Source organism: Paenibacillus sp. MMS18-CY102, assembly GCF_009789195.1.
GTDB lineage: Bacteria > Bacillota > Bacilli > Paenibacillales > Paenibacillaceae > Paenibacillus_T.
Window position 1 is genome coordinate 1 of sequence record NZ_WSTC01000011.1, and the last position, 26,607, is coordinate 26,607.

At 50.5% G+C, this 26,607-nt stretch carries 30 protein-coding genes; 28 read left to right on the forward strand and 2 right to left on the reverse strand.

All coding sequences use genetic code 11. The features are described 5' to 3' along the window. The coding region (locus GON22_RS09610; protein WP_160395884.1) for an IS3 family transposase at nucleotides 1-111 on the forward strand (111 nt) is incomplete at its 5' end. Nucleotides 112-213: 102 nt separating this feature from the next. On the opposite strand, the gene GON22_RS09615 is transcribed toward GON22_RS09610, so the two are convergent. Beyond that, nucleotides 214-1,266, reverse strand: coding sequence for a LacI family DNA-binding transcriptional regulator (locus tag GON22_RS09615; RefSeq protein ID WP_160395885.1), 1,053 nt, complete (start codon nucleotides 1,264-1,266; stop codon nucleotides 214-216). A gap of 139 nt (nucleotides 1,267-1,405) precedes the next feature. On the opposite strand from GON22_RS09615, the gene GON22_RS09620 reads away from it, so the two are divergent. Further along, nucleotides 1,406-3,214, forward strand: a complete 1,809-nt coding sequence (locus tag GON22_RS09620; RefSeq protein ID WP_160395886.1) for a glycoside hydrolase family 13 protein — start codon at nucleotides 1,406-1,408, stop codon at nucleotides 3,212-3,214. Nucleotides 3,215-3,515: 301 nt separating this feature from the next. On the opposite strand, the gene GON22_RS09625 is transcribed toward GON22_RS09620, so the two are convergent. Then, nucleotides 3,516-4,226, reverse strand: a complete 711-nt coding sequence (locus tag GON22_RS09625; RefSeq protein WP_160395887.1) for a 2-phosphosulfolactate phosphatase — start codon at nucleotides 4,224-4,226, stop codon at nucleotides 3,516-3,518. 123 nt (nucleotides 4,227-4,349) lie between these two features. On the opposite strand from GON22_RS09625, the gene GON22_RS09630 reads away from it, so the two are divergent. The 26 genes from GON22_RS09630 to spo0A all read left to right on the forward strand — a co-directional run bounded on the left by GON22_RS09630 (nucleotide 4,350) and on the right by spo0A (nucleotide 26,579). Continuing rightward, a complete protein-coding gene (locus tag GON22_RS09630; protein ID WP_160395888.1) occupies nucleotides 4,350-4,616 on the forward strand; it encodes a YqhV family protein in 267 nt (88 codons plus the stop codon). A gap of 134 nt (nucleotides 4,617-4,750) precedes the next feature. After that, on the forward strand, nucleotides 4,751-5,824 hold the full coding sequence (gene spoIIIAA / locus GON22_RS09635) for a stage III sporulation protein AA (protein WP_160395889.1): 1,074 nt from the start codon (nucleotides 4,751-4,753) through the stop codon (nucleotides 5,822-5,824). Beyond that, entirely contained in the window at nucleotides 5,814-6,335 is a 522-nt protein-coding gene (gene spoIIIAB / locus GON22_RS09640; RefSeq protein WP_160395890.1) for a stage III sporulation protein SpoIIIAB, read from the forward strand. The genes spoIIIAA and spoIIIAB overlap by 11 nt, the downstream gene beginning before the upstream one ends. Nucleotides 6,336-6,350: 15 nt before the next feature. Then, entirely contained in the window at nucleotides 6,351-6,554 is a 204-nt protein-coding gene (gene spoIIIAC / locus GON22_RS09645) for a stage III sporulation protein AC (RefSeq protein ID WP_006039375.1), read from the forward strand. Nucleotides 6,555-6,578: 24 nt separating this feature from the next. Then, nucleotides 6,579-6,974: a stage III sporulation protein AD gene (gene spoIIIAD / locus GON22_RS09650; RefSeq protein ID WP_160396053.1), complete on the forward strand. Its 396-nt coding sequence runs from the start codon at nucleotides 6,579-6,581 to the stop codon at nucleotides 6,972-6,974. Between the two features lie 5 nt (nucleotides 6,975-6,979). Then, nucleotides 6,980-8,299 (forward strand): stage III sporulation protein AE, encoded by a 1,320-nt coding sequence (gene spoIIIAE, locus GON22_RS09655; protein ID WP_160395891.1) that lies wholly within the window; start codon nucleotides 6,980-6,982, stop codon nucleotides 8,297-8,299. Between the two features lie 24 nt (nucleotides 8,300-8,323). Next, nucleotides 8,324-9,013: a stage III sporulation protein AF gene (spoIIIAF, locus tag GON22_RS09660; RefSeq protein WP_160395892.1), complete on the forward strand. Its 690-nt coding sequence runs from the start codon at nucleotides 8,324-8,326 to the stop codon at nucleotides 9,011-9,013. A 30-nt stretch (nucleotides 9,014-9,043) separates the two neighbouring features. After that, complete coding sequence (locus tag GON22_RS09665) at nucleotides 9,044-9,673, forward strand: stage III sporulation protein AG (protein WP_160395893.1); 630 nt, start codon at nucleotides 9,044-9,046, stop codon at nucleotides 9,671-9,673. Nucleotides 9,674-9,730: 57 nt separating this feature from the next. Next, entirely contained in the window at nucleotides 9,731-10,522 is a 792-nt protein-coding gene (locus GON22_RS09670) for a SpoIIIAH-like family protein (RefSeq protein ID WP_160395894.1), read from the forward strand. A 257-nt stretch (nucleotides 10,523-10,779) separates the two neighbouring features. Further along, nucleotides 10,780-11,280 (forward strand): acetyl-CoA carboxylase biotin carboxyl carrier protein, encoded by a 501-nt coding sequence (gene accB / locus GON22_RS09675; RefSeq protein WP_160395895.1) that lies wholly within the window; start codon nucleotides 10,780-10,782, stop codon nucleotides 11,278-11,280. A 54-nt stretch (nucleotides 11,281-11,334) separates the two neighbouring features. Continuing rightward, on the forward strand, nucleotides 11,335-12,708 hold the full coding sequence (gene accC, locus GON22_RS09680; RefSeq protein ID WP_160395896.1) for an acetyl-CoA carboxylase biotin carboxylase subunit: 1,374 nt from the start codon (nucleotides 11,335-11,337) through the stop codon (nucleotides 12,706-12,708). Nucleotides 12,709-12,842: 134 nt separating this feature from the next. After that, on the forward strand, nucleotides 12,843-13,250 hold the full coding sequence (locus GON22_RS09685) for an Asp23/Gls24 family envelope stress response protein (protein WP_006039367.1): 408 nt from the start codon (nucleotides 12,843-12,845) through the stop codon (nucleotides 13,248-13,250). A gap of 115 nt (nucleotides 13,251-13,365) precedes the next feature. Continuing rightward, nucleotides 13,366-13,926 carry an alkaline shock response membrane anchor protein AmaP gene (gene amaP / locus GON22_RS09690; protein ID WP_160395897.1) on the forward strand — a complete coding sequence of 187 codons (561 nt, stop codon included), beginning with the start codon at nucleotides 13,366-13,368 and terminating at the stop codon, nucleotides 13,924-13,926. Between the two features lie 15 nt (nucleotides 13,927-13,941). Continuing rightward, nucleotides 13,942-14,181, forward strand: a complete 240-nt coding sequence (locus tag GON22_RS09695; protein ID WP_160395898.1) for a DUF2273 domain-containing protein — start codon at nucleotides 13,942-13,944, stop codon at nucleotides 14,179-14,181. Between the two features lie 161 nt (nucleotides 14,182-14,342). Then, nucleotides 14,343-14,813, forward strand: a complete 471-nt coding sequence (nusB, locus tag GON22_RS09700; RefSeq protein WP_160395899.1) for a transcription antitermination factor NusB — start codon at nucleotides 14,343-14,345, stop codon at nucleotides 14,811-14,813. Nucleotides 14,814-14,832: 19 nt separating this feature from the next. After that, nucleotides 14,833-15,693 carry a bifunctional methylenetetrahydrofolate dehydrogenase/methenyltetrahydrofolate cyclohydrolase FolD gene (folD, locus tag GON22_RS09705; protein ID WP_160395900.1) on the forward strand — a complete coding sequence of 287 codons (861 nt, stop codon included), beginning with the start codon at nucleotides 14,833-14,835 and terminating at the stop codon, nucleotides 15,691-15,693. Between the two features lie 5 nt (nucleotides 15,694-15,698). Next, nucleotides 15,699-17,066, forward strand: coding sequence for an exodeoxyribonuclease VII large subunit (gene xseA / locus GON22_RS09710; RefSeq protein WP_160396054.1), 1,368 nt, complete (start codon nucleotides 15,699-15,701; stop codon nucleotides 17,064-17,066). Continuing rightward, nucleotides 17,053-17,301: an exodeoxyribonuclease VII small subunit gene (gene xseB / locus GON22_RS09715; RefSeq protein WP_160395901.1), complete on the forward strand. Its 249-nt coding sequence runs from the start codon at nucleotides 17,053-17,055 to the stop codon at nucleotides 17,299-17,301. The genes xseA and xseB overlap by 14 nt, the downstream gene beginning before the upstream one ends. Before the next feature lie 2 nt (nucleotides 17,302-17,303). Next, entirely contained in the window at nucleotides 17,304-18,218 is a 915-nt protein-coding gene (locus tag GON22_RS09720; RefSeq protein ID WP_160395902.1) for a polyprenyl synthetase family protein, read from the forward strand. Nucleotides 18,219-18,297: 79 nt separating this feature from the next. Further along, on the forward strand, nucleotides 18,298-20,190 hold the full coding sequence (dxs, locus tag GON22_RS09725) for a 1-deoxy-D-xylulose-5-phosphate synthase (RefSeq protein WP_160396055.1): 1,893 nt from the start codon (nucleotides 18,298-18,300) through the stop codon (nucleotides 20,188-20,190). A gap of 23 nt (nucleotides 20,191-20,213) precedes the next feature. Beyond that, the gene (locus GON22_RS09730; protein ID WP_160395903.1) at nucleotides 20,214-21,047 is read left to right on the forward strand and encodes a TlyA family RNA methyltransferase; all 834 of its coding nucleotides are present in this window, start codon (nucleotides 20,214-20,216) and stop codon (nucleotides 21,045-21,047) included. A 256-nt stretch (nucleotides 21,048-21,303) separates the two neighbouring features. Further along, a complete protein-coding gene (locus tag GON22_RS09735; protein WP_237179093.1) occupies nucleotides 21,304-21,837 on the forward strand; it encodes a hypothetical protein in 534 nt (177 codons plus the stop codon). Between the two features lie 24 nt (nucleotides 21,838-21,861). Next, nucleotides 21,862-22,320 (forward strand): transcriptional regulator AhrC/ArgR, encoded by a 459-nt coding sequence (gene ahrC, locus GON22_RS09740; protein ID WP_160395904.1) that lies wholly within the window; start codon nucleotides 21,862-21,864, stop codon nucleotides 22,318-22,320. A 23-nt stretch (nucleotides 22,321-22,343) separates the two neighbouring features. Beyond that, a complete protein-coding gene (gene recN, locus GON22_RS09745; protein WP_160395905.1) occupies nucleotides 22,344-24,050 on the forward strand; it encodes a DNA repair protein RecN in 1,707 nt (568 codons plus the stop codon). Nucleotides 24,051-24,174: 124 nt separating this feature from the next. Then, nucleotides 24,175-25,500 (forward strand): SpoIVB peptidase, encoded by a 1,326-nt coding sequence (gene spoIVB, locus GON22_RS09750; protein ID WP_202113176.1) that lies wholly within the window; start codon nucleotides 24,175-24,177, stop codon nucleotides 25,498-25,500. Between the two features lie 263 nt (nucleotides 25,501-25,763). Continuing rightward, the gene (spo0A, locus tag GON22_RS09755) at nucleotides 25,764-26,579 is read left to right on the forward strand and encodes a sporulation transcription factor Spo0A (protein ID WP_160395907.1); all 816 of its coding nucleotides are present in this window, start codon (nucleotides 25,764-25,766) and stop codon (nucleotides 26,577-26,579) included. Nucleotides 26,580-26,607: the final 28 nt, after the last annotated feature.

A 26,607-nucleotide genomic window follows, 5' to 3' on the forward strand; every position in this document is an offset into this window, starting at 1 on the left:
GAGGAGCTCCAAAAGGATATTGACGATTACATTCACTTTTACAATTACGAACGGCTACAAGCAAAACTAAACGGCCTAAGTCCAATGGAATTCAGGACCAAGGCCGCTTAATTAGCTTTTATTTTTTGTGCTGTCTACTTGACGGGGTGCAGTTCAACATATCGGCAGCCTTCTTTATTATTCAATTAAGGGACAGCAGAACTACGGGCCTGCCTACCTTGAAGTGGAAGCCCGCACAATCAGGGCCGGCGGGATAAGCCTTCTCTCTGCTTGGGTGGAGGAATCGCTCATGCGTACCATTAGCATATCGGCAGCTTGTATGCCTAGCTCGAACGTATCCATGCTTAAGCATGTGAGCGGAGGATTCATATATGGAGCCAGCGGGTAGTCGTCGAATGTGGCTACGCCAAGCTGTGCCGGAACAGCGACATTAGCGCTACGAGCGGATTCTAATGCCCCGAATGCGGTGTAATTGTTCATGCAGATAACCGCGTCTGGCCGTTCTTCGGTCGGGAGTGCTAACAGCTGATGCATGAACTCGCGGCCATTGGTTTCATTGGCTATGCCGTGCTTAATGTAGGAGCCATCCAATGTGAGGCCATGTTCGTCTAGCGCCTGTAAACAGCCTTTTAGCCTGCTCTCAAACAAAGGCTCGCCAATCTCGCCGCCGATGAAAGCCAGACGCTTGTAGCCTTGGCTAATGAGGTGGCTTGCGAGCAGCCGCCCGCCTGCTTCGTTATCGATATTAACCGCACTATAAGAAGCATCGGCTGGCGCATCGCCAAGGAGTACGTATGGGAATTGCAGCTCACCAAGCAGTTGCTCAGTCCGTGGTGTCCAAATGGAGCTGTCAAGCAGCAGGCCGTCTACCTTTCGATTTCGTACAAGCCTATCCATGAAAGAGGGGTCTTCGGCATCGGCCTCGCTGTTGGACCCGCCATCGGCCGGCTCATAAGAATTGCAAATCGTTAATTCGTACTGATGTTTGCCCACTACGCTTTCGATGCCGCCGATAATCGCATAGAAGAAATGATTAAGAAAATCATCTTTGCGCGAGAGATCAACGAGCAATCCGACCGTATTGCTGCTTTGTTTAGCTAGCTGTGTAGCTATGCTACTTGGCGTATAATTCATCTCTTTCATAATTTCCCGTATTTTACGTTTTGTATCGTCTGAGATCGAGGCGGCATCGTTTAATACTTTAGAAACCGTCGATTTGGCAACGCCAGCCGCTTTCGCAATATCGTTTATCGTAATTTTACTCATAGCAAATAAAGGTCCTCTCGTAATTAACTTTGATTAAGCATGGCGGGTATGATAATCTAGCATTAAGAAACCGGTTTCCTATTCATAAATACACAGTTGTTTCTATTCTACTACAAAAAGAAAAGGAGTGCGCAATACAATGCCAAGTTCCATTCACCACGTAAGCGAACCTCCATACGCTTACCCGCTCGACGAACTTCGTTTGAAAGTGCGTCTGAAAGTTAAGAGAGGAAGCGCCGCTTCATGCGAAGCGCTATATGCGGACCGTTATGACTCGCCTGGCTCGGAGTGGCCAGTTCTGATGGAAAAGGTCGGCAATGACCGCTACAGCGATTATTACGAGGCAGTGCTGCCTGCATTGAAGCGTAAAGTCCGATATTTGTTTTTGGTCCGCACGCATGCCGGCGAGTCACACTGGGTTGGCGAACGGTGTGTATCTACTCAGCGGGAGCTAGCTGGCAGCTTCCAATTTCCTTATATTTGCCGCAATGAAGTGCATGCCATTCCGGCGTGGGCAACCCAAGCTGTCTTTTATCAAATATTCCCAGACCGTTTCCACAACGGCGATCCGTCGATAAATACAGCACAAGTGCAGCCGTGGAACAGCGATGTCCCACCGACGCCGCTTTCGGAATATGGCGGAGATCTGCAAGGGATAATCGATAAGCTGGACCATTTGGCCGAGCTTGGCATTAACGCGGTTTATTTGAATCCAATTTTCCGTTCGCCATCGAATCATAAGTATAATACGACGAATTATTATGAGATCGATCCGGCATTCGGCAGCATGGATACGTTCAAACAGTTCGTTAAGCAAGCCCATGAACATGGCATACGCGTCGTGCTTGATGCGGTATTCAATCATAGCGGGGATGAGTTTTTCGCTTTCGAGGATGTCGTCAGCAATGGCGAGAATTCCAAATATCGTGACTGGTATTATATTGATTCTTTCCCTGTTGTAAAGCATCCGGTGCCGAATTATGAGACTTTCGGCAATGCCGAGCGGTCGATGCCGAAGCTGAACACGGCTAGTCCTGCTGTAGTGGACTATTTCCTCGATGTTGCGGAATATTGGATTCGAGAGACTGGCATAGACGGTTGGCGGCTTGATGTTGCCAATGAGATTGATCAGAGATTTTGGCGCCTGCTGCGCGAGCGAGTTAAAGGGATTGACAGCGAACTGCTGCTTGTCGGGGAGTTCATGCATGATGCGGCACCATGGCTGCGTGGCGACCAATTCGATGGCGTCATGAATTACTTGTTCCGGGAAGCGGCGCTCGATTTCTTTGCCCGCCAAACGATTGGCGCCGAGGCGTTCACCGAGCTGCTCGTTGGGTTGCAGGTGCGTTATACGGAGCAGGCTTACGCTGCGATGATGCAACTGCTTGGCAGCCATGATACGGAGCGGTTTTTGACTGCTTGCCGCAATGGCGGAAGGGGCTGGAACAAGCGGGAGACGGCAGCAGCCCGCATGCAGCTTGCGATTTGCCTGCAGATGGCGATGCCAGGCATGCCGGTCGTCTATTACGGGGATGAATTTGGGATGGAAGGCGACAATGATCCCGATTGCAGAAAGCCGATGGCATGGGAGGAGCACGCGCAAGACCAAGGGATACTGGGCACTTATCGCTCGATGATTGCGCTGCGGAAGCAATACGCTTCGCTTACTAGCGGGGACATGCGTATTTGGTTTGTGGATGAAGCGAATAATGCCTTTGGGTTCATTCGTCGCACGCCAGAAGAAGCTGCATTTGTTATTATCAATAACGGCTTTAACGCTATTCGTGTTCCGAATCTGCTTGCAGGCGGGGCTGCAATAAGCGACGCTAAGGTGTCCGACGGCATTACAGGTGAAATCTATACAACCACAGCTGCTGGAGAGTGGGCGGGCAACGAGCCAGTTGTGGCGCCGTTTGGATGCATTGTACTTATTCAATCGTTAACATAGTGCTAGATTTGCATGCAAATGAGCTGTTCTAAAAGTCATTTTAATTGGCTTTTGGGGCAGCTTTTTCTTCTGTTCAAATGTGGGGTGCCTCCTAAACCGCAGATTGACTCGGATACAAAGTTCTCCGCAGTAGGCATTCTCTCATAGCGTACGCCGCTGTTACAGCAAAAAACAGGGATGTCCCCCAGCCATCGCAGCTTTCGGGACACCCCTGTTTTTTTATTGGAATAGACAGGGGATGGGGCAGGCGATGATACGCCCCTCCCTGTGAACTGAACACGCTGTTGACGATCGAACTAGTCTAAGCGCGCGTAAGCGCATCACCGTTAAGCCGCGGCACGACATCGCTTAGATCCGATTCTGCACAATAGTCGATGTCTTTCGCTAACCCCATTTTGGTTAATCGCCGCCCTGTGGCGCTATTGCCGACCGTTCCCACAAGACAATGGGCGCGGTTTCGGTATAAGGCCAGCATGGCGCTTCCAAAATCATCCGTTTCTACAGGCTGCGAGCAAAGTGATTCCAGCCGGTCGAGAATCATTCCTGCGCATAGCCCGTCTTCAAGCGCGAACTCCTCATGGCTGCCTGCACATAAAAGCACGACGTCACGGCGCAGCTCCAATGCGGTGCGGGCACAAGCAGTTGCATTCACTAGCGCGCCAGCCAATACATTTTCAGCCCGGAGCGCTTTTAATATGGCACGCGTGCCATTCGTTGTGGTTAGGATAAGCCGTTTGCCTCCAACCGTTTCTTTTCGGTAATCCGAAGGCGAGTTGCCGAGTTCGAAGCCAGCGATTTTGCGGCAAAACCGTTCGCCCCCCAGCATGTCACCCGGACGCACGAGCGCCCGCGCTTCCATTACTGTTTCGGCTGGCACGATGCCAGTCACGCCTGCCTCGAGCGCTGCAACCATGGTGCTCGTTGCGCGAAGCACATCAATTACGATGGCAGTCCGGTGTGTGAATCGGTCTGCGCGTGCTTCATTTACACTTGCGATGACCCCTACCTGCATGATATAAATCCGCCTTTCCATGGTCATGAAAGCAATATATGCAGCATATGATGGGCTGGTGTCCCCGGCCTAAAATCGGACAGGCGCGCATAGGCTTAGTGAAGGAGGAAGGAGGGGAATGCAATGCTGAACAAAATCGTCCTGAGCATGTCGATGCTTCGCATGCTTTCGGGTACAATCGAGATTTGCGCTGCGCTGCTCATGCTGCGGCTCAATGAAGTCGATAAGGCGCTCCTAGTCAACTCGTCGCTGGCGCTTGTTGGCCCTCTTATTTTGATCTCAACCACTACGATCGGCCTAGTAGGAATGTCGGACAAAATATCGTATAGCAAGATGCTTTGGATCGTTGCGGGGATTGCTTGTTTGATGATCGGCATAATCAAAAAATAGCAATCTACTAATCCAGCGCAGCAATTCTATAAAAATCTCGAATGCGCTCTTCTAATTGGTCATATTATTGGAGCCTGCACATAAACTTGTATCAACGAGAGAAGAGGACAAACATCTTTAGGAGGCGTGGCCCTATGCTGGAACGTGTGAAGCATCTGCTGCCAGCTGAATTGACAGCGGCGCTCGCTCGATTGTCGGCTTCAGCTCAAGCCAGCTTGGAAGAGATTCGCATCCGGGAAAATCGCCCGCTTGAAGTATGGACAGGCGGAGGTTCAGCATTCGTCATGGCTGATGGATCGCTGCGCATGGAGCCAGATGGAGCGTACAAGCCAACAGCTGAAATTTGCAGAAGGCTGCTGGAGAGAATGACAAACCATTCGATTTATGCGATGGAAGAAGAACTGCGCAGAGGCTACATTACCGTCGAGGGCGGCCATCGCATTGGGCTGGCTGGCCGAACGGTGCTCGAAGATGGAAAGGTGCGAAGCATAAGGGATATTGGGGGCTTTAACTTAAGGATCGCGCGGGATGTGGCGGGGGCAGCAGATGGCACGTTGCCTATGCTGTTAGACCGGACAAGGCGTTCGATTGCTTCCACGCTAGTGATCGGAGCGCCGAGGCAAGGCAAGACAACCTTCATCCGGGATATCGCAAGATCAATTAGCTACGGCCGATGGCGATCGACGGCAGCAGCAGGCTGGCCCGGCCGCAAGGTGGGCATTGTGGACGAACGGTCGGAGATCGCTGCAAGCGTAAGGGGCGTGCCAACATTTGACGTGGGGCCGCGCACGGATGTGATGGACGCTTGCCCTAAGGCGGAAGGGATGATGATGATGATCCGGTCTATGTCGCCTGAGGTGCTGGTTGTAGATGAGATCGGAAGGGATGAAGACGTCGAAGCCATCCGTGAAGCGGTGCGGGCAGGGGTATCCGTCATCGCAACCGCACACGCAGGCGATTGGCAAGAAGCGGCAGCACGCCCAGCGCTTCGCCGGCTGCTAGAGGAGGGGGCATTCACCAGAGGCATTGTGCTTCGGCGTGCGGAAGCGGGGCTGGCGGTGCGTGTCATTGAGGTTAATCCATCGTCGCCTTTAGCAGCGTCATCGTTTGGAGCAGTGGGTGCGGCTTCCCGCTCTGCGGGGCATTCGCCAGCAGCGCCGCGAGAGCCTACGAGGCATCCGCCGCAGGAGCCAGCCGATGCTCGTTAAGCTGATAGGGGCGGCTCTCATTCTATTCGCCGGTACGCTCATAGGTTTTTTGCAAGCAGCAAGATTTGCAGATCGGCCTAAGCAGATTAGGCAACTTGCAAGCGCGTTGCAACGGCTGGAAACCGAGATCGTCTACGGCAGGACACCATTGCCTGAGGCATTAATGCGAATTTCGGCTAATGTAGAGCAGCCTTCTGCAAGGTTAATGGAAGCCGTCATTGCGCAGCTACAGCAAGGTGATGGCAAGACGTTCAACGAGTGCTGGGAATCTGCGATACGTTCCCAGTGGCCGTCGACCGCAATGAGAGCAGCAGAGATGGCCGTCGTGATTCGGCTAGGATCGATGCTTGGCATTAGCGATAAGGATGATCAGCTGAAGCATCTGCGGTTAGCGGCCGTGCAGCTGAAGGCAGAAGAAGACGCGGCGAGAGATGAGCAGGCGAAGTACGAGAAGATGAGCCGAAGCCTTGGCGTACTGCTGGCGATACTCGTCGTAATATTGATGGTTTAGTGGGGTGCCGCACACATGAATATTGATGTGAGCGCCATATTTCAAATCGCCGGCATCGGCATCATCATCGCAATGATTCATACAGTCTTGAAGCAGATGGGCAAGGAAGATATGGCGCATTGGGTTACAGTCATTGGCTTTGTCGTCGTCCTATTCATGGTGGTTCGTCTGCTTAACGAGCTGTTCCAGGAGATCAAGACGATCTTTTTGTTCCAGTAGGTGCCAGGCAGGAAGGTGAACATGTTGGAAATCATTCAAATTGTCGGGCTCGGATTAATCGCAACTGTACTCATTCTTGTCGTACGCGAACAGAAGCCGATGTTCGCATTCCTGCTTGCCGCCTTTACTGGGCTGTTCATCTTCTTATATGTCATCGGCCGGATCGACGCCGTCATCTCTATGCTACAGCAGCTTGCCGAGCAGACAGGCATTCCATCTATCTATCTGAAGACGATACTCAAAATTATCGGCATCGCCTATATCGCCGAATTCGGCGCGCAGATCGTTCGGGATGCTGGACAAGAAGGCATTGCTTCTAAGATCGAGTTTGCTGGCAAAATTCTAATTCTCGTTATGGCGGTGCCTATCATTCATGTCATCGTCGAGACGGTGCTCGGCTTGATGCCGTCTGGAGGGTGAAGCGGATGGAGAAGCAGCAGCGAACGGCTAGATTTTCTATCAAACAGCGGTATTTAGCCCTCATTTGCTTAAGCCTATTCCTTTTGCTAAGTATGGCACTGCCTGCCGAGGCTGCAGCTACAGAACCAGGACTCGCCAGCGCACAGCCAGGCGTTCCGCCTTCCAGCGAAATAAGCAGCGTTACACCAGATGGCGGCGGCAAGCAGGCACCGCTTCCTACGGATAACGGATTGTCCAGCCAGTTGGCTGGCGAACAAGCGAACGGGCTCAACACCGATCCAATCGAAAAATATTGGGGCGCGCTGGTGAGCGAGTACGGCGGCTATTTCCCTGACCATGACCTGCCCAGCTTCGCAGAAATGATCATGCCAGGCGGCGAAGGGTTGAAGCTGTCGACAGTCGTGACCGGGCTGCTCCGGTTTATGATGCATGAGGTGCTCTATAACGGCAAGCTGCTTGTTACAATCGTGCTGTTGTCTGTATTTAGCTCCATTCTGGAGACGCTGCAAAACGCATTCGAGCGCAATGCCGTCAGCAAAGTCGCCTATGCCATCTCGTATATGGTCTTGATCGTCATCGCGGTAAACAGCTTCAATGTCGCAATCGGGTTTGCGAAGGATGCGATCGGTGGCATGATTCAGTTCATGATGGCGATGGTGCCGCTTCTGCTTACGCTGCTCGCCTCTGTTGGCAGCATTGCTACCGTATCGGTGCTTCATCCCGTTATCGTCTTCATGATTCATGCAGTAGGCACGCTTATCTACACGGTCGTATTCCCGCTGCTGTTCTTCTCTGCGGTGCTTCATATCGCCAGCGCTATTACGGATAAGTTCAAAGTGACGCAGCTTGCTAACCTGCTCCGCAACATTGGCATCGGTACGCTAGGCGTTCTGGTTAGCCTTTTTCTCGGCGTCATATCGGTGCAGGGCGCAACCGGCGCAATGACAGATGGCGTGACGCTTCGCACCGCTAAATTCGTAGCAGGCAATTTCGTTCCCGTCGTTGGCAAAATGTTTTCCGATGCATCGGACACCGTCATCTCTGCTTCGTTGCTTGTGAAAAATGCAGTAGGCATCGCAGGTGTCGTCATTCTGCTCTTCCTATGCGCGTTTCCAGCGCTCAAAATTTTGACACTCGCCCTCATCTACAACGTCACGGCCGCTGTTATGCAGCCGCTCGGCGAAAGCCCGATCGTCGCCTGCCTGCAGACGATCGGCAAGACAATGATTTACGTATTCGCTGCTCTCGCTGCTGTTGCGCTCATGTTTTTCCTAGCTGTAACCGTCATTTTAACCGCAGGAAATGCGGCAATCATGATGCGATGAACAGGCGAATCGGAGGGGCTTCCTATGCTAGAGTGGCTGAGCGGCTGGCTCAAAGACATCATTACAGTCATCCTGCTTGCCGCCATCGTCGACCTGCTGCTTCCGAACAAAGCGATGCAGCGTTATGCGAGATTGGTTGTAGGGTTAATCGTGCTGATTACGATTCTGTCGCCGCTTATCCGCTTGTTCCAGGGCGATTTTAACCAGCGGGTCGAAGACGGCATGGCCGCATGGGAGCGGGCCAGTGCGAGCAGCTCTGTCGAGATGCCAACCCTGCAACAAATTACGAAGGATGCCGAGCGGCTGAATACGGAGCGGCAGCGCCAAGCTTCAGCTCTCGCTGAACGTCAGCTTGCTGCGGCGATGGGCAAACAGATCGACAGCAAGCTGGGCGTAGAAGGAACGTTAGCGACTGTAAAGCTGAGCGCCAGCGAAGAGGGAATCGAGCAAGTTATCATCACGCTATCTTCTGCACCGCAAGCCTCGAATGGGGAAGCGGAGACACTTCCAACGCCTGGCTCGCCTGAACCTGTTCAACCTGTCGATATCTCCATCAGCGTATCGAACGATCATGCGGCAGGAGCGACAGAAGCAGGCGGGCGGCAAGCGGAACAAAGCCAGGCCATCAAGCCGGAATGGAAAACAGCGGTTGCGGATGTACTTCACAAGGGCTGGGGCGTGTCGCCGGATCAAATCGAAGTTCGCATGAAATAGGTAAAGGATTGCCTGGAAGGGGGATTATCGGTGGCAAAATGGCTCGACGGCCTAGAAACGGCAATCGGCGGTGGAACGGGAGGACCCAAACGCGTTCGCACCTTACGCTGGTTGTTGTTGATTGGAGGGCTCGGCGCCGCACTTATGCTCGTGAACTCCTACGTGAATTTCGACCGGGTCGCGCCTGCCACGAATGCGACTGATCCGCCTCCAGGTGACGTTCCGGCATTGGCGAATCATGGCAGCGACTCGCCTTTCACCATGATCGAGCAGCCGATCGAGAACCGGCTGAAAGATATTTTGGAGAAAATCGTTGGCGTTGGCACGGTCGATGTACTCGTTACAATCGATTCGACGGAAGAGGTCATTTACGCTCAGGAAACCAATAAGTCGCAGCAGGTGAATGACGAGAGCGACCGCAATGGCGGCAAACGCCATTTGACGACGATGACCGAGAACGGAAGAGTTGTGCTGTACGAGGTGTCGGGCGATCAAACCCCGATTATTACGAAAAAAATAAAGCCGCGCATTAGCGGCATTCTGATCGTCGCTAAAGGCTCGGAGAACCCTGTAGTTAAACGGCTAATTCTAGATGCAGTAGAGAAAGGCATCAATGTCCCGATCAATCGCATCTCCATCGCTCCGCGCAAGCAGCAGTAGACGAGGCGGGCGTTTAATAAAACTATTATGAGAGCAGAAAGAGGAGGGTGTTCAACCATGAACACGAAAAGACAAACGATTTGGCTCGTATCGATGCTTAGCTTAATGGTCATCTTGTCTGCGTACTATCTGTTCACGGAAGACCTGAATTCGCCGTCTAACAATCTCGTATCTGAGAATGGGCAAACGGATAAGGCAGCGGTGCAAAATGCGACGGAGGCGACGGCGGGCAGCGATGATGGCGCGATCGTCGTCAATGAAGTGGATGGTGGCCAAGGTGCGGCAAGTGGCGAAACGGCCACAGGCGCGACAGATAAAGGTGGAGAATCTGGCGCGTCCACGGCTACGGGCACTGACGCCCAAGAGGGCAAGGCAGCAGAGAGCGATCCATCAGCAGCTGTCGAAGGCGGCAAACAGGCGGCATCCTCAGTTGATGAGGTGAGCGAGCAAGACAAGCAAGTGCTTGACCAATTGGAGTCGCAAAGCGCGTCGGCAACGATGAACACGGTCTTTAATGAGCTGAAGTACAAGCAACAAGAGCAGTTTACGAAGGAGCAAGACCAACTGATGGATGTGATTAGCAATACGAAAGATGCAACCGGTGAAGATGCGAAGCAGGCAACCGCGAAGCTGGAGCTGCTGGAAGAAAAGATGGAGAAAATTACGGCGCTAGAAGAGGAACTCAACCAGCTTTATCCGATCGCTGTCGTTGATGCGCAGCAAGACCGCTATAAGGTTGTCGTTCAAAGCGAGAAACTGGAGCGAAGCAAAGCTGCTGATATCGTTGACATGGTCACAAAGTCGCTTGATGTAACCCCAGATCGCGTTACTGTACAATATGTGCCTTAAGCACTGAGATGAAGCTTTAAGGCTGGCAGATAGAGTCCGTCAGGCTGGGGGAACCCAGCTCGGCGGGCTCTTTGCATCGCGCATTGGAGGGGCGTTTAGAGCCGCGGAGCGGATAAAAACTATGTTTGTTCGGAATTGTTTATGATATAATACTTACGTTATGGGTAACAATTGGCATTCTTCCCCTGCGCGGACCGGTATGCCGCGACTACGAAGCGGACAAGCTTCGTTACATGATGAAGGAGTGAATCATTCGGATGTTCAAACTGAACGAAATAAAAGAACTGATTAAACTAGTCGACCAAACTTCCGTACAAGAGGTCGAAATTGAGAACGAAGGCGCACGCCTATTGATCCGCAAGCCAGGCAAAACAGAAATCGTTAACGTCCAAACATCTGCAGCACAAGTTGCGCCTGTATACGCAGCGGCGCCTGTTGCAGCACCTGTTGCTGCTGCCCAAGTGCCAGCGGCGGCTCCGGCGCAGGCAGAAGCGACTGCTGCATCGGCTATTGATTCCCTGCACAAAATCGTTTCGCCAATGGTAGGCACGTTCTATTCGGCTCCATCGCCAGACGCAGCTAACTTCGTTCAGAAGGGCGCACGCGTATCGGACAAGACGGTTGTTTGCATTTTGGAAGCAATGAAGCTGATGAACGAAATCGAAGCGGAAGTCCGCGGAGAAATTGTAGAAGTGCTCGTCGAGAACGGCCAGCTGGTGGAGTTCGGCCAACCGTTGTTCCTCGTAAAGCCGGAATAAGAGAGTCCTTTTTAACGGCTCATTTTCCATATTGCTGCTGAAAGGGGTTTCCCATTGAAATTTCATAAAATATTGATCGCCAATCGCGGCGAGATTGCTGTTCGAATTATTCGGGCTTGCCGGGAGCAAGGCATATTGACGGTTGCCGTTTACTCAGAGGCTGACCGTGATTCCCTTCATGTTCGGCTCGCCGATGAGGCGTATTGCATTGGGCCAACGCTGTCCAAAGACAGCTATTTGAATTTAACGAATATTATGAGTGTAGCTACATTGACGGGTTGCGACGCGATCCATCCTGGCTATGGATTTTTGGCAGAAAATGCGGATTTCGCCGAAATTTGCGAATCCTGTAACGTAACATTTATCGGCCCTTCGCCATCTGCTATTAGCAAAATGGGCGACAAAGCCGTTGCAAAACAAACGATGAAGGACGCCAACGTCCCTGTAATTCCGGGTTCCGATGGCCTTATCGAAGATATGGATGATGCGATCCGCATTGCACGCGAGATTGGCTATCCGGTAATTATTAAAGCGACAGCAGGCGGAGGCGGCAAAGGCATCCGGATCGCTGACAACGAAGAATCGCTAATTTCGCAAATTACGACCGCACAGCAGGAAGCGCAAAAAGCATTTGGCAATGCGGGCGTTTATCTAGAGAAATATTTGACAGGCATGAAGCATGTTGAGATTCAAATTATGGCGGACAAGCATGGCAATGCGATTCATTTGTTTGAGCGTGATTGCTCTGTACAACGCCGCCGCCAGAAGCTGGTAGAAGAAGCGCCATGTCCAGTATTGGATCCCGCTGTTCGTGAGAAAATGGGGCAAGCCGCTGTTCGTGCTGCGCTTGCGGTAGACTATTCCGGCGCAGGTACGCTTGAGTTCTTGCTCGGCCCTGATGGCAACTTCTACTTCATGGAAATGAACACGCGGATTCAGGTAGAGCATCCGGTTACGGAATTGATTACCGGCGTTGATTTGATCCGTGAGATGATTTCGGTCGCAGAGGGCAATCCGCTTTCTGTCCGCCAAGAAGACATTCGCGTTAACGGCTGGGCAATTGAGTGCCGGATTAATGCGGAAGATCCAGACCGCAACTTTATGCCATCCCCTGGCCAGATTCAATTTTATTTGCCGCCAGGCGGCCTAGGCGTACGCGTCGATTCTGCTGCATATCCCGGCTATACGATCTCGCCACATTATGATTCCATGATTGCGAAGCTGATCGTATGGGGCGCAACGCGCGAGGAAGCGATCGCCAGAATGAAGCGGGCGCTGCTCGAGTTCGATATTGAAGGAATCCGTACGACGATTCCTTTCCATTTGAAGCTGCTTAACCATCCTATATTTATTAGCGGAGACTTCGACATCAAGTTTTTGGAAGAGCATGATGTGAATCATCCCGAGGCAGCTGCAGCGGAGGTTTAAGACGCGGATAATGAATTGGCCAAGGTTTGTCATAAAACTGGCCTGATGTTATAGTATAGAGATTAGAAGCGGATAAGCCTCCGGCAACAGTAGCCCGGAGATGCGCTCGACTTTTAGGGAGGTGCAGAAGAATCATGAGTACGATTGCAACGGATTATGAGCGGACGGACATTGGCAGTATTCAGATCGCGCCTGAAGTCATTGAGGTCATCGCCGGTTTGGCGACGGTTGAAGTTCAAGGAGTAGCTGGCATGAGCGGCGGCTTCGCAGGCGGTATCGCTGAACTGCTCGGACGCAAAAACCTTTCCAAAGGCGTTAAGGTAGAGGTTGGCCAACGGGAGGCAGCTGTTGACGTTTCGATCATTGTGGAATTCGGCAACCGCATTCCAGACATTGCATCCGAGATTCAACGCAACGTCAAGCGCTCGATTGAAACGATGACTGGCTTGCACGTTGTTGAAGTAAATGTACACATTCATGACGTTCACTTTAAGGTAGCAGACAAAACAGACGAAGAAGACATATTCCAGCGGGTGAAATAGTTGTTCGAACCGCGCGTGCGCGGATAGGCAAGATCGTTCAAAACCCCCTCGTGATTGGGCATGCCGCTCTGCGCTAGGGGGTTTTCATTCCGTCATGCCGGAGGAGGCCTTTACGTTGGTCAGAGTAGTGGACAAGCTATTGCTATTCTTATACAGCATTGCAATCGGAGCCGCATCGATTGGCCTGTTTTGCCTTGGAGTGCGTTGGATTCCTGAGGAAACGGTTGTCGACGGCGTACGGAATTTATATGGAGATGAACAGTGGATTCAAATTACGGCGACGGCAGTTGGCGTAGTTTTGTTCCTCATTAGCCTCCGCCTGTTTTATGTTTCAGTGAAGCGCAGTAACGGGTCGACGCCTTCGATTGATCAGCGCAACGAATTCGGGGATGTTCGCATTTCCATGGAAACGGTTGAAAATCTCGCGCTTAAGGCTGCATCGCGTCATCGCGGATTAAAGGACTTGCGTGCACGCATTCGTGTAACAGACGCGGGGCTTGATATCGTCATTCGTACGGTGGTTGAAGGCGATTCGTCGATACCTACGTTAACGGAAGAAATTCAACGCTCGGTAAAAGGGCATATTGAAGAAATTACAGGCATCCCTGTTGCTGGAGTATCGGTATTCGTTGCGAATGTGGTACAAGCACCTGCATTCAAAAGCCGCGTGGAATAGAGGTGGGCTGACCCGATGTGGAAGCAATGGCTCAGCGCGTATCCGGGGAGAATCGCCGGTGCGGTCGCAGGTTTCGTCCTAGGGCTTATATATTTGATCGTCGGTTTTTGGGACATGCTCGTATTCGCATTTTTAATTAGTGTCGGATATGCGATAGGCAAACGTTTAGAAACGGGTGAAGGATCACTGCTGCCGTTCAGCCGTGTGGCAGAATGGGTGGAACGTTGGATTGGCCGCCAACGCCCGTTCCGGTAATCCTGTGGTCTCCTCCGTACTCCGGAAGCCGGCCGATGCGCCGCTGCTTTGGAGCAGGGAGGAGATCATAGGTTTTTTATGTTCATAGGTTAGATTGTTCACGTACGGAAGAACGTCGGCAGACGTTTTTCTTGTTTATGACGGAAGGTTAGGGAGGCCCCATGAAGCGGAGATTAGCACGGGAAATTGCAGTACAGAGCTTATATCAGATGGAAATGAACGAAGTTACGGCCGAAGAAGCGGTGGATATGTTGATGGAGGAAGCCCGCCAGCAAGATAACGAACTCGGTGCCCATCCTGCAGAAGCAGCGAAAGTGAACGCATTTACGCGTGAGCTTGTTTTTGGCGTAATCGAACGAAAGTCGGCAATTGACCAAATGCTGCAGCAATATTTGACCGGATGGCAAGTCGATCGTCTATCGCGCGTAGACCGGCAAGTGCTTCGCCTCGCATGCTACGAGATTTTATTTCGCGATGATGTGCCGCCTAAAGCGGCAATTAATGAAGCGATTGAGCTTGCAAAGCATTTTGGAACCGATGAATCCGGCAAGTTTGTCAATGGCGTGCTTGGTAAGCTGATTAGCACAATCAAGCAATCAAATGAGGAATCACAACTACGAGTTGACGAATAGTTTAAAGGAGCGATACGACATGGGAGCACAGATTATTAATGGCAAGTTGATTTCGGATACGATTCGGGAAGAAGTAAAAGCAGAAGCGGCGAAATTGCAACAGCAAGGCATTGTGCCAGGTCTGGCTGTTGTGCTTGTAGGCGAAGATCCTGCTTCTAAAGTATATGTGGGCAGCAAAGAGAAGGCATGCCAACAGCTCGGTTTCTACTCCGAGGTGCACCGCCTAGGCGCAGATACGTCGGAAGAGCAGCTTCTCGCGCTTATCAATAAGCTGAATGAGCAAGCAACGATTAACGGCATTCTCGTACAGCTTCCGCTGCCGAAGCATATTAATGAAAAAGCGGTTATTGATGCGATTCGTGTAGACAAGGACGTTGATGGGTTCCATCCTGAGAGCGTTGGCAACTTGGTTATTGGAGACGATAGCCTGCTGCCTTGTACGCCTGCTGGCGTCATCGAGCTGATCAAACGTACCGGTACAGATATTTCCGGCAAGCATGCTGTTGTCATCGGCCGCAGCAACATTGTTGGCAAGCCAGTCGCCATGCTGCTTCTTCGCGAGAATGCGACGGTATCGATTTGCCATTCTCGTACGGCGAACCTGAAAGAGCTTGCTTCGCAAGCTGATATTGTCGTAGCAGCAATCGGCAAGCCGAATGCGATTGACCGCTCCTATATCAAGCCAGGCGCAGTCGTAATCGACGTCGGAATCAACCGCCTGCCTGACGGCAAGCTCGTTGGTGATGTTCATTACGAAGATTGCCTTGAGACAGCAGGCGCTATTACGCCAGTGCCAGGCGGCGTAGGCCCAATGACGATTACGATGCTGATGCAAAACACGCTTAAAGCAGCCAAGAAGGCACACGGGCTTAGCGTGTGACCACGATGTCAAACGCTCCTCACATCTATTCCATCAAGGAATTGAATCGATACATTAAGATGAAGTTAGAAGCAGACAAGCTTCTAGGCGATGTATGGCTTCGAGGCGAAATTTCGAACTTCACCCACCATTCCAGCGGCCATATGTATTTTACGCTGAAAGATCGGGATAGCCGATTGAAATGTATTATGTTTGCTTCGCATAACCGATCCCTTCCGTTCATTCCGAAGGAAGGGACGAAGGTTATCGCAAGAGGAAACATCTCGGTGTATGAGCGTGATGGCAATTATCAATATTATGTGACGGCTATGCAGCCGGATGGGATTGGCAGTTTATATCTAGCTTATGAGCAGTTGAAAAAGAAGCTGGAAGACGAAGGGTTGTTCGATGCCGCTCGTAAACGCCAAATTCCTACATTCCCGCGAGCTATAGGCGTTATTACTTCACCTACTGGCGCAGCTGTGCGCGACGTCATTATTACGCTGCAGCGGCGCCATCCGTCTGTTCCCATCATTGTATGCCCTGTTCTCGTTCAAGGCGCAGGTGCGGGGCAGTCGATTGTCCAAGCCATACAATTTATGAACCGAATGGCTGAAACAGACGTATTAATTGTTGGGCGTGGCGGCGGCTCGTTAGAAGAGCTGTGGGCGTTCAATGAAGAAGCAGTCGCACGTGCGATAGCGAATTCTGCGATTCCAATTATTTCGGCTGTTGGGCATGAGACGGATTTTACAATTGCTGATTTTGTATCAGATCTTAGGGCAGCAACGCCAACGGCAGCGGCTGAGTTAGCGGTGCCGCATATGGATGAACTAAAGCGTCAGCTTGATCGTCTTAAACATAGGCTGCTTCAATCGGTACAGTTGTCGATTCGGACGCGGCGTGAGCAGTTAGAACGCGTGAAACGTTCGCCTTTCTTTATTCACCCCCGCCGTTACTTGCTGGATCAAGCGCAGCGTTTGGATCGTTTAGAAGAACGGCTCACTCACTTGGCACAGCGAAGAGTTGAGCGAGGGCGGAATCGATTAATGAATTTGAACCAAGCGCTTTCGGCACATCATCCAGGCCAAGCCGTAGCAGCTGCTGCTGAGAAACAGCAGGCATTGCGCAAGCGGATGGAGGCTGCGCTTGCTACGCAATTAAAGGAACACAAAATCCGGCTAACGGGAACGATCCGGCAATTGGATGCGTTAAGCCCGCTTAAAGTAATGTCGCGCGGTTATAGCCTAGTTTACGATGAGCAAGAACAGAAGCTTATTCGGTCGGTTGCCGAGGTGCAGCCAGGCGATCTTGTTCGGATAAAGCTGAAGGATGGCCAGCTTGACTGCCATGTATGGTCGATGAGAGGAGATGAGCAAGATGGAAACGAATGATCAGGTTTCATTTGAGGAAGCAATGGATAAGCTTGAAACAATCGTATCGCGTTTGGAGAATGGCGATGTTCCACTTGAAACGGCAATTGAGCTTTTTCAGGAAGGCATGAGGCTTTCCCAGCTTTGCGGGAGCAAGCTTGAGCTAGTCGAACGTAAAATCGAGCTGCTCATCGAGACGGAGCAAGGCGTTGAGCGCAAGCCTTTTGCTCCAGTAAATGAGGATAGAGGGGAATAAGGTTGAACGATTCGTTAACGATCCAAGAATATATTAGCCAAACGGCTTCTGATGTCGAGTCGGCCCTTCAGACGGTTCTGCCATCGCAATGGGATATTCCTGCACTGCTGAAGGAATCAATGATGTATTCCCTTCAAGCAGGCGGCAAGCGCCTGCGCCCTGCCCTCGTGCTTGCAGCCGCGGAAGCGGTCAAATGCGACTCGCGTGCGGCAACTGCTGCGATGCCAGTAGCGTGCGCCATCGAGATGATACATACGTACTCCTTAATCCATGATGATTTGCCAGCGATGGATAACGACGATTACCGCCGCGGCAAGCTGACGAACCACAAGGTTTACGGAGACGCTATGGCAATCTTAGCTGGCGATGCATTGCTGACGCATGCTTTTCATTCGATTGTACAGGCAACACGGCAGCATGGCGTACCAGCAGAAATTTCGATAAAGATCGTTGAAGAGCTATCCGTGATGGCAGGGTCATCGGGGATGGTGGGTGGCCAAGCGGCTGATATGTTAGGCGAGCAAGGGGTAACCTCCATTGAGCAACTGCGTTATATTCACTTGCACAAGACGAGTGATTTAATCGTATTCTCGCTTCGGGCAGGCGCTTTAATTGGCGGTGCAACAGAGGGGCAATTGGACCAAATTACGAAGTTCGGAACTTCGATTGGGCTAGCATTCCAGATACAAGATGATATTCTTGATCTGGTCGGCGATGAAGCAAAACTGGGCAAAAAAACGAATAGTGATGTGGAACAGCAGAAGGTCACTTATCCATACCTCATTGGGTTGGAAGAGAGCCGCGCAGAAGTCGAACGACTTACATCAGATGCGAAGCGGGCGCTCGACCGGGCTGGACTTGAGGGGCCTACCCGATTGTTCGGCATTGCCGATTATTTGATGAAGCGGGACCATTGATTTATAATGGTGAAAACGCCAAATCAACGAGGATTCGACAATACTATCGGTTTGTAGCGAAAGCGAGGAAAGTGCCGTGATGCTCGAAAACATTAACGGTCCTGAAGACTTGAAGCAGTTATCAGTGTCGGAGCTTGAACGATTAGCTGGCGAGATTCGCCAATTTTTGATCGAGAAGCTTTCGGCAACGGGAGGTCACCTTGCGCCGAATCTTGGCGTAGTGGAATTGACGCTCGCGCTCCATTATCTGTTCAATAGTCCTGAGGACAAATTTATATTTGACGTAGGACACCAATCCTATGTGCACAAAATTTTAACAGGCAGACGTGATCGTTTCGATACGCTGCGCAAATATAAAGGGCTTTGCGGCTTTATCAAACGTGCGGAGAGCGAGCATGATGTATGGGAAGCTGGCCATAGCAGCACTTCCCTGTCTGCAGCAATGGGCATGGCGCTCGCGCGTGATTTGAAAGGCGAGAAAAACAAAGTTGTTGCTATCATCGGCGACGGCGCTTTGACTGGCGGGATGGCGCTTGAGGCGCTTAACCATATCGGCCATGAGAAGAAAAACTTAATGGTTATTCTTAATGATAACGAGATGTCGATTGCGCCGAATGTCGGTGCCCTGCATCATTATTTGGGCAAAATCCGGACGGATCGCCATTACCAGAAAGCGAAAGATGAGCTGCAAAGCCTGTTGAATAAGATTCCGGCCATTGGCGGCAAGCTTGCGAAGACAGCGGAGCGGTTCAAGGATAGCTTAAAATATTTGCTGGTCAGCGGCATATTGTTCGAGCAGTTCGGGCTTACGTACTTTGGACCAGTAGACGGCCATGATATGCAAGGGTTGCTGGAAATTATGAAACAGGCTTCCCAAGTTGAAGGGCCAGTGCTTGTTCATGTCGTGACGATCAAAGGCAAAGGTTATTTGCCTGCAGAAGCTGATTCGCACAAGTGGCATGGCATTACCCCTTACAAAATGGAGTCTGGCCAAGTAGTCAAAGCAGTTGGGCCGCCGATGTACACAGAGGTATTCTCCGAGGCATTGATGGAGCTTGCAGAGCAAGATGAACGCATCATTGCGGTGACGCCTGCGATGCCGGGCGGCTCTGGCTTAATGAAGTTTGCCGAGCGATATCCGAATCGAATGATTGACGTAGGGATTGCTGAACAGCATGCGGCAACGATGTCTGCAGCGCTTGCAATGGAAGGCATGAAGCCGGTATATGCCGTTTACTCCACCTTCTTGCAGCGGGCCTATGACCAAGTTGTCCATGATATTTGCCGCCAAAATCTTAATGTTGTGTTTGCCATTGACCGTGCTGGCTTTGTTGGGGCGGACGGCGAAACGCATCATGGCGTATACGACATTCCGTTCCTTCGCCACATTCCGAATCTCGTGCTAATGATGCCCAAGGATGAGAATGAGCTTCGCCATATGATGAAAACAGCGATCGACTACAACGATGGGCCAATTGCTGTACGCTACCCTCGAACCAACGGGCTTGGCGTTCCAATCGATGCGGAGATGACGCCGATTCCGATCGGCACATGGGATGTTGTTCGGACAGGAGACCAGGTTGCGATTATCGCAATTGGCCCGATGATTGGCGTAGCTGAAGAAGCAGCAGAGCTTCTGAAGCGTGAAGGAATTAACCCAAGCATTATTAATGCACGATTTATTAAGCCATTAGATGAGCATATGCTTCGTTCACTTGCAGAAGAAGGCACGCAATTGATCGTTCTGGAAGAGGGCGCAGAGCTGGGCGGGCTCGGCAGTGCAGTTATGGAGTTTTATTCGCTTCAACAAATTTATGGCGTAAACGTTCGTATTATTGGCATTCCAGACCTGTTCATCGAGCATGGCTCTGTCAAAGAGCAACGTGCGGAAACGGGCCTGACAGCCGAGCGAGTGTCATCTGAGGTTAAATCCTTAATGCCGCGACAGAAGCGAATCGCAACGGGCCAATAGGCCGATTCGCCCGAAGGAGAAACATGACAATACCAAAGGAACGACTTGATGTGCTGCTCGTCGAGCAGGGTTTCTATGAAAGCCGTGAGAAGGCGAAAGCGGCAGTGATGGCTGGGCTCGTACTTGTTGACGGTGATCGCATGGAGAAGGGCGGCATGAAAGTGCCACGGGCAGCTGCGATTACAGTCAAGGGAGCTCCGCATCCCTATGTAAGCCGGGGCGGCTTGAAGCTCGAGAAGGCGCTTCGGCAGTTCAGCATCGACATGGAAGGGCGCATTATGCTGGATATCGGGGCATCGACTGGCGGGTTTACCGACTGCGCGCTTCAAAATGGCGCCAAATATGTATACGCCATTGACGTAGGCTATAATCAGCTCGATTATTCGCTTCGCAATGATGAACGTGTCCGCGTAATGGAACGGACGAATTTCCGCCATATGCAGCCAGGCGAGCTTGAAGGCCCTGTACCGACGTTTGCATCCATTGATGTATCATTTATATCATTGAAGCTTATTTTGCCGGCTTTGAGCGGCTTATTGAGCAAAGGCGGCGATGTTGTCGCCCTTATCAAGCCGCAGTTCGAAGCAGGCAGAGAAAAGGTTGGCAAGTCCGGCGTCGTACGGGAACCGGCGGTCCATATTGAAGTTCTGCAAAATGTACTTGGTTTCGCTGCTGAAATGGGTTATCGCCTAGTGGACTTAACCTTCTCGCCGATTACCGGCGGCGAAGGGAATATTGAATTTTTGGCACACTGGGTTTGGGAAGCTGCACCTGGGGAACAAGAGACAATCGACACCAGTGCTATTGCAAGCTTAGTGGCCGAAGCAGGCCAAACCTTCAGGGCAGGCAAAGGATAGGTTTGTTTCATCGAGCGTTTTTCATTCGGTTCGTTACGAGTGAAAAATGCTTTTTTTTGTGCGTGTTCGCCTTTACAGGTCATTCTCCATTTGTTACACTAGGCTTACCAAACAAGCGTTCGCTTTTTTGGGCTAGCTGTCACACATCATTCATCATCAAGTATGGCTGATCTTCTACATGTTAAGGCCCTTCTTGTGGTATATTCAGGAGGATTCAGCGTTTCACGTCTCGAATGTAACTAACGCGACGGACAGGATGGCTCATTTGCAGGGCCAGATGTTCTTGTTCCTGAGCTATACGAGATGGAAGCGAGGGATGCCATTGGGACAATCTGTCGATTGGTTTGTGATGCTCCTCACCGGCGCTCTGCTATTGGTTTGGATTTATCGTGCTATTTATAACTGGCTTCATGCTCCACCGGGCATGAAACGGTTAAGGCTTGGTAAAGGTGGCGAATGGTCAGCGGATGAACCAAGCGTGCAATTGCTTGAAATGAATGGCTATACAGTTACTTCAGGCAAGCATCGCGTGCCTATTACGATCGGGTGGAATGGAAGCCGGCTTCAATCCCGGCTATATATTGACTATGTCGCCGAGCGTGATGGGAATGTGTATGTCGTGAAATGTGCGCGTGATCGCCAGCCAATGGACTGGACAGGCAGTGGGATGAGAGACCGATTGATTGCTTATGCCCTTATGTTGCCTGAGAGCAGTGGTGTTCTTTATGTAGATGCGGCCGAACGGACCGTACATGAAATTACGTTCGAACTTGGTGTTTCTGAACGATAAATGACAGCAGGAGGATAATAAAGAATGAAAGGTTTGCGGCATTTTAGAATTAGGGAACTTGTGACGAAACAAGTCATTGAAACGCAGGATGAACTAGTGGAGGCGCTTCGTACAGCAGGATTGCAGGTCACACAAGCGACCGTATCCCGTGATATGAAAGAGCTGCAGCTAATTAAAGTGCCAACTGGAGATGGGCGATATAAATATTCGCTCCCGGGAGATGCCCGCCAGAGCAATCCCATTCACAAGCTTAAACGATCTTTAATTGATCATTTCATTCATATAGACTTCACGGATAACCTAGTCGTTATGAAATGTTCCCCAGGTACAGCGAATACGCTGGGAGCTCTCATAGACAACATGGAATGGTCCGAGGTTATGGGCACGATCTGCGGCGATGATACGATACTGATCATATGCCGGACTCGAGACCAGAGCGATGAAGTTACAGAGCGACTGCTCAGCTTATTAGAAGCCATGTAATTATTCAAAGGAGGTAGACGCTCGTGCTTCGCGAACTATCGATACGAAATTTGGCTGTTATTGAAGAGGTTACGGTATCTTTCCATAATGGGTTCCATGTCTTGACGGGTGAAACTGGAGCAGGCAAGTCCATTTTGATTGATGCGCTAAGCCTTGTCGTAGGAGGGCGTGGACATGCTGAGCTCGTCCGGCATGGCTGTGATCGAAGTGAGATCGAAGCTGTTTTCGATATGTCAGCGAATCATCCCGTTTGGGATGTATTAAGCCGGAACGGCCTATCCGCTTCATCAGAAGAGTTGCTTGTCATTCGGCGTGAGCTGAATGCACAAGGCAAATCCGTCAGCCGGATTAATGGACAAACCGTCAATTTATCGATACTGCGCGAAGCAGGAGAATGCCTCGTTAATATCCACGGGCAGCATGAGCATCAGTCACTTTTCCGAACAGAGAAACATTTAGAGTGGCTAGATGCTTATGCAGGCGAACCATTAGGCGATCGCAAGAGGACATATTCATCCTTGTATAAGCAATACGAGTCAGCTAGATCTGCACTCCGGGAGCTTGAAGAGACTTCGCGCAAGCAGATGCAGATGCTTGATCTGTATCGCTTCCAACTCGAAGAGATTTCATCTGCACAGCTTCAAGTAGGTGAAGATGAATCGTTAGCGGAAGAGAAACGCAAGCTAACCTATGCTGAACGTTTGAGAGATAACGCAGCAGAAGCATATGACCTTCTGTACGGCCAACAAGGCTTAGATGCCATTGGCAAAGCGGTCTCAAAGCTTGAGGACATCTGTTCCTTTGATAAATCGGCTATCGGGCCATTGTTGGAACAGCTGCAATCCGCATTTTATCAAGCAGAGGATGCGGGATACTCCTTGCGTGATTACCGTGACAGTATCGAAGCTGATCCTGAACGCCTATCATGGATCGATGACCGCTTGAACATGATTCATCACCTTAAACGCAAATATGGTGAAACCACTGAAGATATTTTGGCTTACTACAACAAAATCAAAACCGAATGCGAATGGCTAGAAAATCGGGATGAACGATTGCAGCAGTTGCGTGAAGAAGAACAACGCCTTTATGCAGGTGCAGTAGCACTTGCTTATGAGCTGACTTCGCTTCGTACGCATGCGGCAGGAAGGCTATCGACTGCAATTGAATCCGAGCTGCAGCAGCTGCAAATGGGCGGAACAATGTTCCGTGTCGCTCTTGAACCTCCAAGGCAGGAAGAACAAGCTGAAGTGAAGCTTGGGCCTCATGGAATGGATGAAGCGGTGTTCTTGCTGGCGCCTAATCCAGGGGAGCCATTGAAGCCATTGGCGAAGATTGCGTCAGGTGGCGAGATGTCTCGTGTCATGCTTGCTTTGAAGAGCATTTTTGCAGCCATTGACCAAATTCCTGTTCTTATATTTGACGAGGTCGATACGGGTGTTAGCGGCCGTGCGGCACAGTCGATCGCTGAGAAGCTTTCATTGCTGTCGAATGGCTGCCAAGTGTTCTCGATTACGCACTTGCCACAAGTCGCTTGTATGGCGGACCATCATTATGAAATTAGAAAATCTGTCATTGAAAACCGGACGCGCACGTCGGTTACTGAGCTGGCATTAATGGGACGCATTGAAGAACTGGCGCGTATGCTCGGCGGTGTGGAAGTGACGGAGAAGACGCGCCATCATGCACAAGAAATGCTTGACTTGGCGCATCAGCGCAAAGGCGCGTAAAGAACCCAAAGAGGGAAGGTTTTGCGGGACATAAAAGAAACGGGGCGGGGTTACCTTATAGGTACGCCATTGGCGATAAGCCTTCATCACGACAAGCGATGGAACAGCAGGGAGCGTGAATACATTGAACTCCATCCAACGGAAGCGATGGTTCGGACTTGTCCTCGTTTTCTTCGTTTGCTTGATCGGGTCATCTACACCGTTTCAGCATTTGGCCGCATTTCCAGATGAACTTCGTTTGTTCTCGGGCCAGCTCAAGCGGTTGGATTATGGTGTACCTGTTCATGCAAAAATCACGGTTGATCCCGCAATGCTGCAAGTGAATGGTTCTTCTTCCCGCTCGATGTCTGTGGATTTGAACAAGCCGCTTTCTTTGCAATCGAGTAAGGCTGGAAGTACTGAGATGTCGCTGAAATTATTTGGTACCATTCCTTTCAAGACCGTCAAAGTCAATGTCGTACCGGATCTGCATGTGATTCCGGGCGGACAGACGATTGGAGTGAAGGTGAAATCAGCAGGCATCATGGTCGTTGGCCATCATCTCGTTAACGAAGACAATGGCAAGAAAACCTCGCCTGGTGAGGTCGCTGATGTTCATTTAGGTGATTTAATTACGAAAGTCGATGGTACTGAGATTAATGATGTGCATAAGCTCGCAGCAGTTGTTGAGCAAGCTGGCGTTGCTAAACGCCATTTGAAGCTGACGATTAAACGTTCTGGCAAAATCGTTGAACGGCAGTTGTTGCCTTCCTATGACGTCGAGGATAAATCGTGGCGGTTAGGTTTGTACATTCGCGACTCTGCAGCTGGTGTAGGCACTTTAACGTTCTATGCCCCTGATCAGGGCGTATATGGGGCGCTTGGCCATGTTATAACCGATATGGATACCCAATTGCCAATTGAGGTCGGAGATGGGCAAATTCTTCAATCGCATGTGACTTCGATTAATAAGAGCCAACATGGCGAGCCAGGAGAAAAACGTGCGCAATTTGTGAAACAGAGCAGAATTCTGGGCAACATTAAACGCAACACGCCATTTGGCATATTTGGCGGCATGACGGACCAGCCTGAGCATGGCTATAACAATCGGAAGGTTCCAGTTGCTTTCGCTGAGGAAGTGAAGGAAGGCCCAGCAGAAATATGGACCGTTATCGATGGGCAAAAGGTTGAACGGTTTGACATCGAAATTGTACATGTAACGAAACAATCGGTTCCAGCGACTAAAGGGATGGTTATTAAAATAACAGACAAGCGGTTGCTTGAACGGACAGGCGGCATTGTGCAAGGGATGTCCGGTAGCCCAATTTTGCAAAATGGCAAACTAGTGGGAGCAGTAACGCATGTGTTTGTGAATGATCCATCCAGTGGATATGGTTGTTTTATTGAGTGGATGCTTCAAGATGCAGGCGTCCTTCTCAAATCAGCAAACGGAGATCTCGAGGCAGCTTAAATGCCTTGAGATTTTTTTGTAGTGGGCTATGTTCAGCTTCGAATGAAAAATGTCGCTAAATTGAGTTGGCTTTTGTCGAATATGAACGAAAGACCAGTGTATATGTAATAAATTTTTTATTATAAAGCAGTCCTCACAAAAAATAAAGAAAAATAATATTCGACAGAAGGAATTTAATTAGGCTTGTCGAAAACTTAAGTTAGACGAGAAGGGCAGACGAACTTAGAATAGGCCATTTTGAAGGATAAAGGGAGGATCATACTTTGACTAAGATTGAAGTATTGCTGGCAGACGATAACCGGGAATTTACGAACTTACTTTCGGAATATATTTCCGAACAAAGTGATATGGTCGTTACCGGGGTGGCATACAACGGTGAGGAAGTTATTCAACTGTTAGAAGATGCTCGGAAAGTGCCTGATGTGTTGATCCTAGATATCATTATGCCTCATTTGGATGGTTTGGGCGTTCTGGAGCGGTTAAGGGAAATGAATCTAAATCCTGCACCAAAAATCATTATGCTTACTGCATTTGGTCAAGAAAATATTACGCAAAAAGCTGTGCAGCTTGGCGCGTCGTATTATATTCTTAAGCCATTTGACATGGAGATATTGGCCAACCGCGTTCGTCAGCTCGTTGTGAACACGAATGTTGTTTCGCAATCGACGTACACAAGCGGCTCAGCGTTCTCAACCAAATCGAATGTTGTTCCGATTGCTAAAGGCAAAAATCTGGATGCTAACATTACGAGCATCATCCATGAAATCGGCGTCCCTGCCCATATCAAAGGATATCAATATTTGCGCGAAGCCATTACGATGGTATATAACAATATTGAAATATTGGGAGCCATCACGAAAACACTTTATCCGGCTATCGCTGAAAAGTTCAAAACGACGCCATCTCGTGTCGAGCGTGCAATTCGCCATGCGATCGAAGTCGCTTGGACGCGGGGCAACATCGACAGCATCAGCCATTTATTCGGCTACACCATTAACATTAGCAAGTCGAAACCGACGAATTCTGAGTTTATCGCAATGGTTGCCGATAAACTGCGGATCGAACATAAGGTGAGCTAAGCGAGCTTCTCGAGGGCGGTTTTTATCG